Raw genomic sequence first — 16,290 nt, forward strand, 5'->3', positions numbered from 1 at the left:
TACTTCTTTGTTTATCATAACAACAGATGCCAGAACAAATTCATGGCAAGTCAAAAGGAGACGATACGAATGACAAATCATCCAATAGAAATGTTTAAATACCACACATGGGCCAATCAAACGATCCTGGGGAGAATTAAGGAGCTCCCGTCCTCTGTGCTGAGCCAAGAAGTGAACAGCTCGTTTCCCACCATCGCCCACGCCCTTAGTCATATCTATGCGGTGGATAAGATGTGGTATCTGGTTGTAACCGGCACAGGTATGCCCGAGGCGCTGCAAGTAACCCAACAGCTAAATGGGAGCATCCTGCATTCTGTGGAGGAATACGCCCACTCCTTTGATGAGTTAGCTGGACAATACAGAGAATGGTTCCGAAGCCAGACCGATTTGGAGCAAACTATTCTGCTCGACAATCCATACGCCGGAATCCGCCACACACGCTTATCGGAAATTGTGCTGCATCTGGTTAATCACGGGACCTATCACAGGGGCAATGTTTCTACCATGCTGCGTCAATTGGGCCACGCTTCTACCATGAACGACTATGCACTTTTTTGGTATCAGGCACCTCGACAGGATGAAATGACGTCGGAGGTTTGAATTAAACTACGACAGGTGGGTGTTCCCAAAGGCTCTTGACCGGGGGGCACTCTTTTCGTGCGTGGGTGAGACGCTCCGAGAACGAAGCATTCCTGCAATCACTGTTGACCCTTCGGGCCAAAGGTGAACGCTCCGCTTTTCCGGAATTGCTTCGTTCTCTCCGCTGCCACGTGCATACCCAACTTAAAAATAACAACCGGAAACCGCCAATCTTCTGGATTAACAAAATTGAAAAGGGGGCTGCCCTAAGCCATTTTCATGACATTTGGGACAACCCCCTTGCTGAGAATTACTTTTGTAAATGATAAGGCACGGTAGTCACAATGACATTTCTGCGGTAGAGCAGGTGAGCCCGAATCAGTAAACTGGATTGGTTATGCAAAATGTTGTGCCAGCCTTTTTTGGGGATAAACTGCGGGATAATCACCGTGACCTGATAGTTGGATTCACTGGCCTTGCGCTGCACGGTATCGATAAATTTAGTCAATGGATGAATGATGCTCCGATAAGGAGAATACAACGTCACCAGCCGGACATCAGGCTGCCAGGCCTCCCACTTTTTCTCAAAGGCGACTTCATCTCCCCGCTCGAACGGGACATAGACAGCAATGATCTGGTGTGGTGACAGCGACTTGGCATAGTTCAACGAATTCTCGACGACATGGGTAATACCTGCAACCGGCAGCACAACAACATTACCATCGATAGGAACAGCGGGCTCGCATGTCGAGAGTCTGAGCTGATCCGCAACAGCGTCGTAATGCTTCCGGATCCGGTAAAAGAGCAAAATGATGAGCGGCAAGAAGATCAGGACAGACCACACCTGGCTAAACTTTGTTAAAAAGAACATGATCACCACAACAAAGCTGATCAAAGCTCCGGTTGTATTAATGATGAATTTGAGCCCCCACCCCTCTGGCCGCTCACGAAGCCACTTCAACATCATCCCGGTCTGTGACAGGGTAAACGGGATAAATACACCCACCGCATAAAGCGGGATCAGATGCTCTGTCTGCCCTTTAAAGACCATGATTAGTATAATGGACAGCAAGCCCAGGATGATAATACCGTTGGAGTAGCCCAAACGGTCTCCTCGTACTGTAAACATCCGGGGAATGAATTTGTCCTTGGCCAGGTTGACCGCCAGCAGAGGAAAGGCCGAATACCCCGTATTTGCTGCCAGGATCAGAATGAGTGCTGTGGTCCCCTGGATAAAGAAATACACAACATTTCGTCCGAAGGTCTGCTCGGCGATTTGGGATATGACCGTTACCTCTTCCTGAGGGCTTACTCCATAATAATAGGCCAGCAATACAATCCCTGAAAAAAGCAGGGCAAGCAAAATTCCCATAGCTATTAGCGTTTTTGACGCATTGTTCGGGGCCGGGTCCTTAAAGTTCGGAATCGCATTGGAGATGGCCTCAACCCCGGTAAGCGCAGAGCTTCCTGAGGAAAAGGCGCGCAGCAGAAGGAACAAGCTCACTCCCGCCACCGGAGTACCGATGGACGTGTGCAGTTCGGGAGAAACTTGACCTGTCACAATACGATATAGGCCGACACCAATCAGGATAAAAAGAGCCAGCACGAACAAATACACAGGGTATGCCAGCACGGAGGCTGATTCTGTGACCCCCCTTAAATTCAGCAGCGTGATCAACAGCACAAATACGGCCGCAATCAACACATTATAGCTATGCAGGCCGGGAAAAGCAGACGTGATGGCGTCCGTACCGGCAGACACACTTACCGCCACCGTCAGGATATAGTCCACCAACAGCGAGCCTCCTGCAATCAGGCCAGGATACTTGCCCAAGTTTTCTTTGGAGACGACATAAGCTCCGCCGCCGTGAGGATAAGCAAAAATAATTTGCCGGTAGGACAATATTAGTGCAGCCAACAAAATTAACACACCAACGGCGATGGGGATCGAATACCAGAAGGCGGCCGTGCCGATGGTGATCAGCACCAGTAATATTTGCTCAGGACCGTAAGCCACCGACGAAAGAGCATCCGAAGAGAGAATCGCGAGTGCTTTCTTCTTGTTTAGCTTCTGTTCGCCGGCTTCGTGTGATTTTAGAGGCCTCCCGATTAAAAATCGTTTCAAATAATATAGCATTTGTCCTCACCGTTTCTTTCTTAAAAGAAGTAATTAAATTCAAAAACCCACGCAGTCATGGACTCCTGTTATACAGGTTTCCCTGCAGTTGCCTAAATTATCGGCATACTGATCGGGCCTTGAATAGAATATTCCTTTTGAACGGTGTATGTAAAATGCTGTATTATCTTAAATGCGTCAATTTGGGCTGAAATGATTCATGTAATCAAGAAAAATCAACTTTCTCAATAGAAAGCTCTTGTTCGCTTCTAAAATCGTGCCTATGATTGACTTTGTGCATACTATCACAACATAAAAAGGACGCTGGTCATTGAGACCAGTGCCCGTTACCCGCGTCAGAGCTGCAAGATTTACAATTCAGGCGAGCGGATCGTTTCCATATCACCAAGAGTAAGAACCCGTTTTGCGGTCGATAGGCTTGTCTTGAGGTCTCTTTTCAATGACAAGGATACTGTCGTAATAAGTGAGGGACCAAGTGGTTTCGGTAAAGCGATCTACAGCAAGTTCAGGTGTTCTGGAGTGCCATGCGTTCAGCTTATCAATCAAACTTTTCGAATACTCGATGAAACTATTCGGGGATCGGTACCCGCCCCCGTATTCTGACCAATAGCTTGTATGCAGATCTTCGGCAAGGTACACACCGTTAGGGGAGAGTAACGGGTACAATTCCTCGAAAGTAACGCGCTGCTGCTCCATCGTGTGTCCGCCGTCATCGATAATAATATCAAAGGTTGGAAGAGAATGTTTTATTTGGTTCCAGAAATTTCGATCGCCCTGGTCTCCGATCTCGATTCGAACACGTTCTTCCTCGAAGAGTTTGCTTCTAGGTTCGACGTCAATCCCATAAATCATCGCCTGCTCTCCGAAATAGTGCTTCCACATTTGGATGGAGCCACCCTGATACACGCCAATTTCCAATAAATTGATTTCCTTGCCCACGAAACGGTCGAAATGGAATTCATAAATATCAAAGTAGTGCATCCATTTATGGATGAGTCTCCCGTTGTTATCTGAAAAATAATCCACCAGCTTACCCATATTATTCCACCTTTCTTTTTCCAATTAATTGGTTATTTTCGCATCTGACATCAACATATTCATGAATGATTCTTTTTGTTCGCTTCATTTAAGAATGCACAGCAAAGTCTCGTTTCACCGCTCCAGAGAATAGTTTGATCAACACATCGGCAGTCCGCAGGCCTTGTTGACATTGGATAAAAGAGGACGACAATCAGAAAAAGGACCTCTAATCCCGCTCAATAGCAGGATTAGAGGTCCTTTGGCTCCCTCAGCTTCAGTCTGTTTTTGGAAAATAGGCTTCAATTTTCAGATCAACGCCCACCTGCTGCACACTCATTCGGGTAAGGGAGACGGCTTCATCCATCACCGCTGCGCCCAAGCCTTCGAGGAAGGTCGGCGCATCCTTGCCCCCGACCAGCTTCGGAGCTACATATAATACAAGCTTGTCAGCCAGCCCCTGCTCGACGAAAGAGGCGTTCACCTGTCCTCCACCCTCCACCAAGAGCGAGGAGATTTCATGCTGGCCCAGAATATCGAGCATCTGCTCCAAATTCACACGCTCACCTTCCGTCGGTATGACCTTGACCCCTGCTTGCTCAAGCTGCCGCCGCTTGGCTTCATCCGGCGCGCTGCCGGTAAAAATCCACGTTTCCGCCTCTCCATCCGTTACGACACGCGCGTCCAACGGGGTGCGAAGGCGGCTGTCCAGAATGATACGCAGCGGATTTCTTCCATCCGGGAGTCGGGTGGTGAGCTGGGCATCGTCATGCAGAAGAGTCTGAACACCTACCAGAATGGCGGCATGCTCATGGCGCAATCTGTGAACATCCTCTCTGGCCTCTCCGGAGGTGATCCATCTGCTGCTTGCCGTTCTTGTCGCAATTTTGCCGTCGAGCGTGACCGCCGACTTAATGGTGACAAAAGGCCGCTTGCTCACAATATAAGCATTGAATACCTCGTTCAACCGGACGGCTTCTTCTTCAAGCACACCCTGCATGACCTCAATGCCCGCATCCTTCAAGATTTGCACACCCCTGCCCGCTACCAGCGGATTCGGGTCCATCGCGGCAATCACGACGCGGCGGATGCCTGCACGAACAATGGCCTCGGCGCATGGACCTGTCCGTCCATGATGCGAGCAGGGCTCCAGCGTGACATAAATGGTCGCCCCTTGCGCATGCTCACCCGCCATCCGCAGCGCATGAATCTCTGCATGGGGCTCGCCCGGCTTCAGATGGGCCCCGATCCCTACGATTCGTCCATCCTTGACGATGACCGAGCCCACCATAGGATTGGGCCGGGTTTGGCCGCGGGCCGCTTTGGCATTATCCAGAGCCAATCTCATGTATGTCTCATGCGTACTCATTTTTTAAGATCTCCTCATTTTGACCGAAATGACCGGAACGATTCACCTTGGTCTGCAAATATTTAACGTTAAATTCAGAGACATCGCCCCATAGCGGGACACGCTTGACCACGTTCATGCCGGAAGCCTTCAAGGCTTCGAGCTTCTTCGGATTGTTCGTAATCAACGTCACCGGCTGTTGTCTCAGATGCTTGAGAATGCTGATGGCATCCGTGTAGCTGCGGGAGTCGTCCACGAAACCGAGAGCCAGATTCGCTTCCACCGTATCCATACCATTCTCCTGCAGAATATACGCCATAGCTTTGCTGAACAACCCGATACCTCTACCTTCATGATTCGCCAGATAGAAGAGAGCCCCTGCCCCGTTGTCCGCAATCATTTTCATAGACTGTTCAAGCTGGTACCCGCAATCACAGCGCTTGCTGCCGAAAATATCCCCCGTGTGGCAGATGCTGTGCATGCGGATCAGCGCATCCTCGGCGTGCTCAAAGTCACCGTATACCAGCACGCTGGACTGCTGCCCTTCCGCCAGATTCAGAGAAGAGAGCCGCTTGATCAAGGCCTCCGTAGTCGCCGTTTCACAAGCAGCCCGGTCGGCCTCGTCCTGCACAGGCAGCCAGCTGTACCATTGGAACACAACGGTTTTACCGTCAAGATTCACAGGAAGTCTGATGGGCCCGACCAAAATATTAGTTGATGTATCTGATTGTACAGTTGCTAGTTTATCTTTCAATATGGAGACTGCGTTGTCATAAATCATGCTGCACCATCCTTAGCTTCATTAAATTACAGAAATTGTGAACTATACCCACCCGATGCATTCAGCTTTCAAAGTGCGATATAGATATTATAGAATATATGTTCGCTTTTTGGAAGCGAAATGTGATTCACTTACAGTGGATGGAAGTCTGCTCACACCTAATGATCAAAGCTTTAGGCTTCGCTCATTTGATTACTTTATGTAACAAAGTATATTTATAAAACTTCATTTCGTCAAGTAATGGATATTATGATAAGTAACATTGTATATTTTTAATAGTCTTTGTATAATGAAATTCAAAGAGGTGATAGGTAATGGAAACACAGCAACTATGCCCCCGGTTCGAGAGAGCCGTTGAACTGCTGAGCAAACGCTGGACAACGTTGATTGTCTATCAGCTCATGAACGGGCCGCAGCGGTTTGTCGGCATCGAGAATGCCCTGCCCAATCTGAGCGGCAAGGTCCTCTCGGAGCGTCTCAAGGAGCTGGAGGAAGAAGAAATTATTGAACGTGCCGTCTATCCCGAGAAGCCCGTCCGCATCGAATATTCACTGACACAGAAAGGCCGCGAATTGGCCCCTTTACTCGAGAATATACAAAATTGGGCCACCCGCTGGATCGAAGTACTGCCCGCGCTTGAGAAGCAATAAAAATGGAACTGGCCGGGCAAACAAAGCCCACAAAAAGTGGGAAAAGGTCCCCCCCAAGCTGACATCGGTACTCAACCGGTGCCAGCTTTTTGTATGCTCTTTGGCTTTGAAATCACCGCCACTTATAGAGAAAATTCGGTCTTGATTTGGCTGATGGCTGTGGCAGGCGTCACCTTAAAGGAGCTCCGGATCTTTTATATTATTAGAAGTAATCTTTCGAAATACAGGATTAGTTGTTAATTTCTGTAACATATAAATCTCTCAACGCATATATTGTACGAGGCCTCAAATTGAATCCGTAGGGGCTCCATATGTCGGATGTATTTCTGTGAGGAGGGTTTTGAGAGTTGAGAAATTCTATATTAATTATCGGTGGTTGCGGCTACATCGGAAGCAAGCTGTATAGCTATCTGAGCAAACGCGGATATGCGGTAGATACGGTGGATTTGGAGATATACGGGAATTCTACCAATCCGGCGAACCTACGAATGCACTATAGGGATCTGACAAAGGATCAATTGTCAAAATACGATTCGATCATTCATCTAGCTGCCCACTCAAGCGTCCAGATGGCAGTCGAAGATCCGCGCGGTGCTTTCCATAATAATTTAATAGATTTTTATGATCTATTAGACAAGGTTGGCGATACAGTCCTGATCTACGCCAGCTCTTCCAGTGTCTATACAGGAACTGGCGGCACACAAACCACCGAGGAATCGAAGCAATTTAATGTAGCCAATATGTACGATTTGACCAAATATACGGCCGATCAATTTGCAGCCATCTCAGGCAAGAACTACTACGCCCTGCGGTTCGGCACGGTCAATGGGAGCTCAGCCAATCTTCGGCTGGACCTGATGATTAACCGGATGGTCTGGACAACGCTGCAGGAAGGCAAGATCAAGATCAACAATTCGCACGTCTATCGTCCGCTACTGGGCATGAACGACCTGTGCCGAGCGATCGAAGCAATTTTGACCGGAAATGGCCAGCCGGGCGTATACAATCTGGCCAGCTTCAATTCGACGGTGCTTGATATTGCTGAAGCCGTCAGCCGGATCATGAACGTGCCGATCGAACGGCTCCCGGATTCCACCGCCTACAATTTCAGCATGGATAGCAGCAAGTTTGAACGCACCTATCAGTTTGCTTTCAACGATACGATCGAGTCGATCGTGGAAGATCTGCTGGAACAACACCATACAACGGGGCTTGAAGTCAGACGCTACAAACGACTGACCCGCTGTCTGTGCTGTGATAGCGAGAATTTGCATTTGTACGCAAATCTCGGCCACCAGCCATTAGCCAACAGCTATCATGATGGCACAGAAAAGCAGCCTGATTATCCACTGGAGGTAAATGTCTGCCAGGATTGCTTCCACAGCCAGCTCAGCATTGCGGTGAATCCGGATCTCCTGTTCAAGCATTATCTGTACGTCAGCGGGACGACCGCCACACTGCAGGATTACTTCCGATCGTTCGTTGAGACGGTGGAACAGCAGCAGCCCAAGAAGAAGCTGCGCGTCCTTGATATTGCAAGCAACGATGGCAGTCTTCTGGAGCATTTCGCCAAGAAGGGGCATGAGGTTCAAGGTGTCGATCCGGCCGAAAACCTGCGTGAGATCTCGGCAGACAAAGGAGTGCCGACATTGGTCGGTTACTGGGACCTCCAGACGGCTCGCCGCTTGAAGCAGAAGTACGACGTAATAGTGGCAATGAACGTGCTGGCCCACGTGTCCAATCCGCAGAAATTTTTGCTCGCATGCCGTGAAGTGCTGGCCGAAGGCGGCAAGATTTATATCCAGACTTCGCAGAGCGAAATGTTCAAGCGCTTTGAATTTGATACGATCTACCATGAGCACCATTCGTTCTTCACGACCCGCTCCTTCCGCACATTGGCCAAGCACGCCGGACTGAAGGTGATCCACGGGACCAAAGTACCTGTTCACGGCACTAGCTATTTGTGGACGCTCGGCGAGGCAGACGCCACACCGGACGCATCAGTCCGTGAAATGGAAGAGGAAGAGGAGCAGGCAGGTTTCTACACGCTGCCTACTTACCGGCGTTTCGGCGAGAAGATGAAGCAGACTGCAGACCGTGTGCATGAAGCGATCCGCGAATACGCGGACCGGGGCTACAAGATCGTTGGCTACGGCGCAGCGGCGAAAGGAAATACGTTTTTGAATTTCGCGAAGCTTGATCTTGACTTCATCGTGGACGACAATCCGCTCAAGAACGGCATGCTGACCCCTGGTCGGAACATTCCGATCCGCACTTCGGACGCTCTTCGTGATATTGAACAGCCGCTGTTTGTCTTGGTATTGTCGTGGAACTTCTTCGATGAAATCGTCTCCCGAATACGACAAGCCCGCAGCAACGAGCAGGATGTGTATATGCAGTATTTTCCAGAAGGGAGAATCACGTCATGACAAGACTGCGCAGAACCGTTATTGCTCACTTTTATAATGAAGAATATTTGCTGCCCTGGTGGCTTGCTAACCATACCCGGTTGTTCGACCATGGCGTCCTCATTAATTACGGCTCGACGGACCGGTCCGTCGAGATTATCCGTCAGTTTGCTCCCCGTTGGGAGATACGCGATTCGCGCAATGAATATTTCGATTCGATTTCCGCCGACCGTGAAGTTATGGACATCGAACAAGAATTTGACGGGTGGAAGATGGCATTGAATATAACCGAGTTTTTCCGCTGCAAGGATATAGACCTTTTTCTTCAGCAAGTGGAACAAAGCGGCCATCAAGCATGCGCCATCCGTTCGGCCATCATGGTCGATCCGTTGGACATACCACTTCCCCCCCTCAGTCTGTCCCATCATCTTTTTCAACAACGTTATTATGGATTTATTGAACTTGGACATACCCGAAGCCGGGTAATCCACCGATTCCCGAATGGCTACTATCACATAGGCAGGCATTCCACGGCTCATCCACACCAGGTAAATCCGCCAGGCGCTATGCTGTTGTGGTACGCATTCAGTCCATGGACAGAGGAAACAAAAAAACGCAAGCTGCAAATCAAGACCCGCATGCCCCCTAGCGGCTCCTTTGGAGGGTACCAGCATTGGTGGGGCCCGGACGAGCTTGAACAGCAGTATCAAGGGACCGCCTTACATGCTGTCGATTTACGGAAAGATACGGAGTACTTCAATCTTTGCTTTTAAAAGATTTGAATCTTAAATACAGCCCAAGCATCAGCAAACGCAGCCCGCTCTCCTTCAGAGACGGGCTGCGTTTGCTTCTTCCGCTTGACTATTCGCCTTGAAAACAGCATTAGTTTACAGGCAGGATACAGCTGTCCGGGAGCCCGGTTTAAGGCATACGCTCCAGATACGGCTTCACCGTCTTCGCCAGCCGGTAACCGCTGGTCGCATCCCAGTTAACGGACCATGTCATAGCCCCGCGCAAATCCGGATATTTGGCCACTGGCTTATAGCTACCACAGCCGCTGCCTGTCGCAAGACAGCCCAGCGCGTTATTCACGACAGAAGGATCAACGTAACCTCCGCCTGCCGCATTCGATGTAGCCGGAACCCCGATGCCCAATTGGGATGGAGATACCCACTGCAGCGTCAAGTCCGACAAGGCGGTCAGGAAGTCTACATTGCCCTGCGGATAACATTTGCCGTCACGGCCAAGCATACAACCCGAGTTGTAGTATTGAACATTGATGACGGTGGTTATATCCTTCAGATTTTTGTAAAGCTGCATGTAGGTCGTATTTTCACTCTGCATATCAATGGTTTGCGGGGCCATCGTCAGCACGAAGTCTGAGCCTACCCGCTGCTGGATCTGACGGATCGCGCTCGTTAAATTCGGCACATTCATGCCGTGCTCTAGATCGACATCAAGGCCGTCCAAGCCGAATTGTGAAATGACCCCGGACATGCTTTCCACAAAATTGGACACGTTCGGTGATGCCGTGCTGAGATCAATATTACCTCTCTCTCCGCCGATCGAAATGATGACCTTTTTGCCTTTTGCCTGCTTGGCTTTAATGTCACTGATCAGATCGGCATTGGTATAGCCTCCCAAGGCTGAAGAGAGCGAAGAGTCCACGTTAAATGTAACCGCCCCGGGCCTGGATGTATCCATGTCGGCGAAGGACAGCACGATGATATCGTATTCGTCAGGCACATCACGCAATCTCAAGTTAGTGGCCCCGTTCACGAAATTCTGCCAGTAACCGGTAAGCGTATGATCCGGCACATCGCCGCCTCCCCCGCCTCCGTCGGAAGGAGAGGTCGTCGCCGTCACCTGGGTGCTTGCGGCAGAAGTGTTTCCTGCGGCATCCTTGGCTGCTACACTGAAGACATAGGATGTACTGGCGGCAAGCCCGGATACCGTAGCCGTCGTGCCAGATACCGTAAGTACGGGGCTGGAGCCTCGATAGATCACATACCCGGTAACCCCAACATTATCCGTGGATGTGCTCCACGATAAGGACACACTGGATGAAGTAACCCCGGTTGCCGTCAGATTGGCTGGCACGCTGGGTGCTGTCGTATCACCGCCTCCGCCGCCTTCAATCTGATCCCACAAGGCCGGTACATGGGGCGGTTCCCATCCCACCAGGGAGGTGTGCGCCTGAATGGCCTGATACGTTACTCCGCTATAGGTTACCGTATCCTTCACCGCATAGCTTACATTGGGTGCCCACGCTCCCCTGTCCGCAGCAAAAGCTGCAGCCGGCAGCAGAGCAGTCATTAGAGTCAGGACAAGCAACAGCGACAGCATCCTACCGTTGTGACGACGAATGGTCAGCAAGCTTCGAATCATAGTAAATTCCTCCTTGTCATAGTCAAATCTATGATCTCTCTCCACTCTCTTCAGCATCACCTCCTTAATCGCAAGACAGATAGGCAATGAGTTCCCAAAACGTATGCAGTTTTGGTAGTTTTAATAGAAGCAGTTCCTGTAAGCACGAATTGGCATATACTTTAAAAGAAGAGCTACAACCGCTGAAGAAGAACGTTGCGCAAGAGGGGAACTACGGATTGGCAGGAAGTGAAAGGTTATATTTACCATTAATATATCATTGCTCCCCTTTCTCTCACAGGGAGAAATTTATAGGATAAGAGGGAACAATCTTGAACTGGTATAATAGAATGGATTCACAACAAGCAGTCTGGAGACGAGATAAATGATGAAAGATGAGATACAGTGGGACCAGCTTGTTCAGCAGGTTGCAGCGGTGTTCAGCGATCTGACGATCAAGCGCGGATTCCAATATTACAAGCAAGGACGGGTTCATGGGCTGGACAGGTCTGATCCGGGATTTGTCAAAGCTCTCGTGCAGGAAAACGGGCCTGTCGTCCGGGTCAAGCTCAACCTCAACGTTCTGCAGGAAAGCGAGTGCTCGTGTAAGGAGGACAGCGGCTGCAGACATATGATCGCCGCTCTGCTGCAGGACGCAGCGCTGGAGGAGGGTCCGGTGTACAGCATCGTCAATGCGCACTCGGCTGACTTGGCCAGGAAGACGGCACAAACGCCACCGGAGCTGGAGCTGGAGCCGGTCCAGACCTTAGGAAGCGCGCCAGCCCTCTCCGTTGCGGCGTACCCATCCGGCAGTGAACAGGCGAACGAGCTGGCTGTGGCAGAAATGAATGTAGCTCAATGGCACCGCTTGTTCAAGCAATGCACAGCTTCCCTGGGGAGCGCCGCACAGGCTGTACAGTATGCTCAGCAGGCCCTGCAAGCCATCTATGCTGTCAAGCCGCCGCTCGCCCCCGTGCTGGAACAGCTCTTCGGGCTGCATTCCCACCTGTTCGTGCTGGACAAGCTGATCGGACACACCCCGGGCATGGCCCGGCCAAGCTACTTATATTTGGGGTACCATACACAGCTTGCGGCCGATGACATGCAGGCCGCGATCCGCCTCAGTCTGTCGGAAGAGCTGACCATGACCGGCAATCCCGAGCACTGGAGCCTGATGACTGACACACTATCCTACCTGCGCAAGCGCATGCTGGCCGAGAGTAACAGCCGCAGCCACTATTTTCCGGATATCTACTACCGGTTCTGGATGCAGTGGCTCGCTCCTCAAGTGAACGGAACCGGGAGATTCCTGAAGGAGCTGGAGGTGCTGGAGGCGGCTGAGGAGGAGCTGGGCAGCACGCTTGCCCGGGTGCCGTGGCTGCTCGCCCGCTGCTGGATGTATGTATTCCTCTCCCGGGATAAGGAGGCCTGGCTTCTGTTGAAGGAAGCCGACCGGAGCTCTGCATTGCAGCTTCCCCCCGCCCAGCTCATGCTGCTGCTGAGCGTGCTGCGCAGGCAAGGGGAATGGACACGACTCGTTGACGGACTTATGGCGATTGGCCCTCTGCTGGGTATAGAGAGCCTGGACGAGTATCTTACGTATTGGCAAGCAGCGCTCGAACAACTGCCAGAGCTGGAGCCGCAAATGTGGGACACGCTGACGGACATGCTTCCGCGCTCCAGCAGCATCTATGCACAAGCCCTGCTGGAGCGCGGCAGATACCGGCAATGGATGGATTACCAATTGAGCAGCGGCAGCGAGCCGCTCAATTACCGCGTGACGGAGCTGCAGGCGATTGAGCGGAATGCGCCCGAGCTGCTGCTGCCCTTTTACCATCAGGCGGTCGAAAGACATGTGCTGCTCAAGAACAGGCAGGATTACAAAGCTGCGGTCAAGCTGCTGAAAAGGCTGGCCAAGCTCTACAAGAAATTGAAGCTTGAAGTACGCTGGGAAGCGTTCTTCACCTCCTTCGTCACCCGTCACGGACGGCTGCGCGCACTGCAGGAGGAGCTTCGGAAAGGAAAGCTGCTGTCATGAGCCTATTTACCACCGCTTATACCGTTCATATCACACTTAGCGCACACGGCGACGCGCTCATCTACGGCACCTTGGGGACGGACAGCTACCTGCCCGGGCTGGTGCTGAAGCAGCGTTTGTTCGCATGGCATGAGCCCTCCTACTACGGCACAGAGCTGGAAGTGAGGCAGGTGCAGGAGGCCGAGGTCATCATCCTGCCCTCCGAGCAGGTCATTCCCTTCTTGGCACAGCGTGAGCTGCTGGAGCATATCGAATGGGAGTGGGGGCAGGACGAATCAGGAATCGTCCGGCTCGCCCCAGCGCTCGCTGCTTGTATAGAAGAGAGGAAATACCTCCCGAGCTTCTCCGCCTTCCGGGCTGGACGGCTGGAATGGATTTGGGATGCTGAGGCTTTGAAGGCCGGCCTGCAGGCTGAGCTCAAGGGAATCGGGACGGATGAAGCGCTCACTGCGGCCTTCTCCGCCGCCGTCTTCAGCCGCTGGTACGGAACTGCGGAGGAAGCGGCCGACCTGCGGCGGGAGTATCCCCAGCTCTTCGCAAGCAACGGCGCGGCCTCCGCGTGGGATGCGCCGAGCTGGCTGGTGGCCATCGGCTGGAAGGCGGACAGCGCACCGTTCCGGCCGCTGCTGCAGCTGCTTGAGCCGGATGATGAAGAATGGCAGTGGCGGCTGCGGCTGGTGCTGCAGGACAAGCTTGATCCGGCCAGCCTCGTGCCGATCCAACTGGGCGAAGACGGGCAAGCGGCCGGAGAATGGCCGGACCGTTGGACAGGCCATGTGCGGGACCGCTCGCCAGCCTGGCTGGCCGGCCTGCGCGCCAACCTGGCCGGAGAGCAGCTATCCGGCGGAGGAGACGGCGGGGTCCTCGGCAAGCCGCTATCGGATGAGGCCGCCTGGAGATTCCTGACGGCCGACAGCCGCCGCCTGCTGGAGGCCGGATGGCAGGTGCTGCTCCCAGCCTGGTGGGAGGCCGCCTCCCGCAAGAAGCCCCGGCTGCGGGCCAAGCTGCGCTCCGAAGAGCGCGACAGCCAGGGCAAATCACTCTTCGGCCTGGATTCGATTATCAGCTTCGACTGGCGCATTGCCGTGGGAGATGCGGACCTGACCGAGGAGGAGTTCGCTGAGCTCTCCGCCCGCAACGAGCGCCTGGTCCGCTTCAGGGACCAGTGGATTACGCTGGACCCGGCCCTGCTGGAGCAGATCCGGCGCATCATGGAGGGCGTGGACAGCTCGCAGGGCCTATCCTTCCAGGATGTGCTGCACCTTCACCTGCTGGAGAACGAGGAGCAGCCACGGCGGTACGGACCCAAGAGACAGGAGCCCGACAAGGATGACGAGCCGGTCAAGCTGGAGGTGGAGCTCGACGGGTATTTGCAGCAGCTTCTCAGCCGACTTGAGCGCAGGACCGAAGGGCCGCAGCCGTCCGTTCCGGTTGGCTTGCAGGCCGAGCTGCGTTCCTACCAGCTTGAGGGGTATAGCTGGCTTGCATTCCTGCGGCAGCTTGGATTGGGAGCATGCCTGGCGGATGATATGGGCCTCGGCAAAACGATTCAGTTCATCACCTACCTGCTGCATCTGCGCGAGACGGCGGAGCCGAACACGGCCCTCCCCGCCCTCCTCATCTGCCCCACCTCGGTGCTCGGCAACTGGCAGAAGGAGCTGAGCCGGTTCGCTCCCTCACTTCAGGTGATGCTGCATTACGGAAGCAGGCGGTCCGGCGGAGAAGCATTTGCGGAGCAAATCCGGCAGGCGGACATCGTCCTGACCACCTATGCTACCGCCACGCTGGATCAGGAGCTGCTGCAATCGTTCACCTGGGAGTCGATCTGTCTGGACGAAGCGCAGAATATCAAGAACGCCCAGACCAAGCAGTCCGCCGCCGTGCGCAGCCTGTCCGCCCGCCACCGGATCGCCTTGACGGGCACCCCTGTCGAGAATCGGCTGGCGGAGCTGTGGTCCATTTACGACTTCATCAATCCGGGCTATCTGGGCAGTCTGAAGGGCTTTACGACCCGCTTCATTCAGCCGATTGAGAAGGATCACGACGAACAGCGGACGCAGGACCTGCAGCGGCTGGTCAAGCCGTTCATGCTGCGCCGCAAGAAGAAGGACCCAGCTATACAGCTTGATCTGCCGGACAAAAATGAAATGAAAACCTACATTCATCTGACGCCTGAGCAGAGTGCTCTCTATGACCAGACGGTGCAGCAGCTTATGGAACGGATGAAGGAGCTGGAAGGCATGGAACGGAAAGGGGCAATCCTGTCCGCGCTCACACAGCTCAAGCAGCTCTGTGACCATCCGGTGCTGTTCACCAAGGAAACGGTACAGGAGCAGGAACCTGCCGGTGGCGGCGAGTCCGGGGATACAGCGAGCCTGATCAGCCGCTCCTCCAAGCTGGAGCGCCTTGTGGCTATGGTGAAGGAGCTGCGTGAAGAAGGCGAGCGGTGCCTGATTTTCACACAGTATATCGGGATGGGGGTGATGCTGCAGAGCGTGCTTGGCCAGGAGCTGCAGGAGTCTGTGCTCTATTTGAACGGCGGCACCTCCAAGACCGCCCGCGACCGCATGATTGAGCAGTTCCAATCCCATGACCTGCCAGCGAAGGAGCAGCCGAACGTATTTATCCTGTCTATCAAGGCAGGCGGTGTCGGTCTGAACCTGACTGCAGCCAACCATGTCTTCCACTTCGACCGCTGGTGGAACCCGGCCGTTGAGAATCAGGCGACAGACCGGGCTTACCGGATGGGACAAACCAAGGATGTGCAGGTGTACAAGTTTATTGCGCTGGGCACACTGGAGGAACGGATTGACGAGATGCTGGAGAGCAAGCAGCAGCTCAGCGATCAGGTCATCTCCAGCACGGAAGGCTGGATTACCGAGCTGTCGAATGAGGAGCTGCAGGACCTCTTCACACTCCGCCGGGAGTGGACCGCCGATTGAACAGCAAAAAGAACTCTCCGGAC

At 52.9% G+C, this 16,290-nt stretch carries 11 protein-coding genes; 6 read left to right on the forward strand and 5 right to left on the reverse strand.

Annotation, left to right across the window (positions count from 1 at the left end):
• Positions 1-69: 69 nt before the first annotated feature.
• Complete coding sequence (locus tag OIN60_RS21740) at positions 70-600, forward strand: DinB family protein (RefSeq protein ID WP_305756965.1); 531 nt, start codon at positions 70-72, stop codon at positions 598-600.
• 289 nt (positions 601-889) lie between these two features.
• Here OIN60_RS21740 and kimA read toward each other — a convergent pair whose 3' ends face one another.
• The 4 genes from kimA to OIN60_RS21760 form a co-directional block, all read right to left on the reverse strand.
• The gene (gene kimA / locus OIN60_RS21745) at positions 890-2,716 is read right to left on the reverse strand and encodes a potassium transporter KimA (protein ID WP_305756966.1); all 1,827 of its coding nucleotides are present in this window, start codon (positions 2,714-2,716) and stop codon (positions 890-892) included.
• Between the two features lie 381 nt (positions 2,717-3,097).
• Complete coding sequence (locus tag OIN60_RS21750) at positions 3,098-3,754, reverse strand: class I SAM-dependent methyltransferase (RefSeq protein WP_305756967.1); 657 nt, start codon at positions 3,752-3,754, stop codon at positions 3,098-3,100.
• Between the two features lie 256 nt (positions 3,755-4,010).
• Entirely contained in the window at positions 4,011-5,102 is a 1,092-nt protein-coding gene (gene ribD, locus OIN60_RS21755; RefSeq protein ID WP_305756968.1) for a bifunctional diaminohydroxyphosphoribosylaminopyrimidine deaminase/5-amino-6-(5-phosphoribosylamino)uracil reductase RibD, read from the reverse strand.
• Entirely contained in the window at positions 5,089-5,862 is a 774-nt protein-coding gene (locus OIN60_RS21760) for a GTP cyclohydrolase II (protein ID WP_305756969.1), read from the reverse strand. Before OIN60_RS21760 ends, ribD begins: the two co-directional genes overlap by 14 nt.
• 314 nt (positions 5,863-6,176) lie before the next feature.
• Between OIN60_RS21760 and OIN60_RS21765 the strand changes: the two genes are divergently transcribed.
• From OIN60_RS21765 to OIN60_RS21775, 3 genes are all read left to right on the forward strand, one after another.
• A complete protein-coding gene (locus OIN60_RS21765; protein WP_305756970.1) occupies positions 6,177-6,512 on the forward strand; it encodes a winged helix-turn-helix transcriptional regulator in 336 nt (111 codons plus the stop codon).
• A gap of 347 nt (positions 6,513-6,859) precedes the next feature.
• The gene (locus tag OIN60_RS21770) at positions 6,860-8,941 is read left to right on the forward strand and encodes a methyltransferase domain-containing protein (RefSeq protein ID WP_305756971.1); all 2,082 of its coding nucleotides are present in this window, start codon (positions 6,860-6,862) and stop codon (positions 8,939-8,941) included.
• On the forward strand, positions 8,938-9,693 hold the full coding sequence (locus OIN60_RS21775; RefSeq protein WP_305756972.1) for a glycosyltransferase family protein: 756 nt from the start codon (positions 8,938-8,940) through the stop codon (positions 9,691-9,693). Before OIN60_RS21770 ends, OIN60_RS21775 begins: the two co-directional genes overlap by 4 nt.
• Positions 9,694-9,841: 148 nt before the next feature.
• Here OIN60_RS21775 and OIN60_RS21780 read toward each other — a convergent pair whose 3' ends face one another.
• The gene (locus OIN60_RS21780; RefSeq protein ID WP_305756973.1) at positions 9,842-11,308 is read right to left on the reverse strand and encodes a chitinase; all 1,467 of its coding nucleotides are present in this window, start codon (positions 11,306-11,308) and stop codon (positions 9,842-9,844) included.
• 364 nt (positions 11,309-11,672) lie between these two features.
• On the opposite strand from OIN60_RS21780, the gene OIN60_RS21785 reads away from it, so the two are divergent.
• Together OIN60_RS21785 and OIN60_RS21790 are read left to right on the forward strand one after the other, a co-directional pair.
• Positions 11,673-13,325 carry an SWIM zinc finger family protein gene (locus OIN60_RS21785; RefSeq protein WP_305756974.1) on the forward strand — a complete coding sequence of 551 codons (1,653 nt, stop codon included), beginning with the start codon at positions 11,673-11,675 and terminating at the stop codon, positions 13,323-13,325.
• Positions 13,322-16,267, forward strand: a complete 2,946-nt coding sequence (locus OIN60_RS21790) for a DEAD/DEAH box helicase (protein WP_305756975.1) — start codon at positions 13,322-13,324, stop codon at positions 16,265-16,267. Before OIN60_RS21785 ends, OIN60_RS21790 begins: the two co-directional genes overlap by 4 nt.
• Positions 16,268-16,290 lie beyond the last annotated feature (23 nt).

The organism is Paenibacillus zeirhizosphaerae (assembly GCF_030705605.1).
Lineage (GTDB): Bacteria > Bacillota > Bacilli > Paenibacillales > Paenibacillaceae > Paenibacillus > Paenibacillus zeirhizosphaerae.

What these genes read in the sequence shown, in the direction of transcription:
- OIN60_RS21740 (WP_305756965.1), top strand. Translation starts at nt 70, where the DNA reads ATGACAAATCATCCAATAGAAATGTTTAAATACCACACATGGGCCAAT.
- kimA (WP_305756966.1), bottom strand. Translation starts at nt 2,716, where the DNA reads ATGCTATATTATTTGAAACGATTTTTAATCGGGAGGCCTCTAAAATCA.
- OIN60_RS21750 (WP_305756967.1), bottom strand. Translation starts at nt 3,754, where the DNA reads ATGGGTAAGCTGGTGGATTATTTTTCAGATAACAACGGGAGACTCATC.
- ribD (WP_305756968.1), bottom strand. Translation starts at nt 5,102, where the DNA reads ATGAGTACGCATGAGACATACATGAGATTGGCTCTGGATAATGCCAAA.
- OIN60_RS21760 (WP_305756969.1), bottom strand. Translation starts at nt 5,862, where the DNA reads ATGATTTATGACAACGCAGTCTCCATATTGAAAGATAAACTAGCAACT.
- OIN60_RS21765 (WP_305756970.1), top strand. Translation starts at nt 6,177, where the DNA reads ATGGAAACACAGCAACTATGCCCCCGGTTCGAGAGAGCCGTTGAACTG.
- OIN60_RS21775 (WP_305756972.1), top strand. Translation starts at nt 8,938, where the DNA reads ATGACAAGACTGCGCAGAACCGTTATTGCTCACTTTTATAATGAAGAA.
- OIN60_RS21780 (WP_305756973.1), bottom strand. Translation starts at nt 11,308, where the DNA reads ATGATTCGAAGCTTGCTGACCATTCGTCGTCACAACGGTAGGATGCTG.
- OIN60_RS21785 (WP_305756974.1), top strand. Translation starts at nt 11,673, where the DNA reads ATGATGAAAGATGAGATACAGTGGGACCAGCTTGTTCAGCAGGTTGCA.
- OIN60_RS21790 (WP_305756975.1), top strand. Translation starts at nt 13,322, where the DNA reads ATGAGCCTATTTACCACCGCTTATACCGTTCATATCACACTTAGCGCA.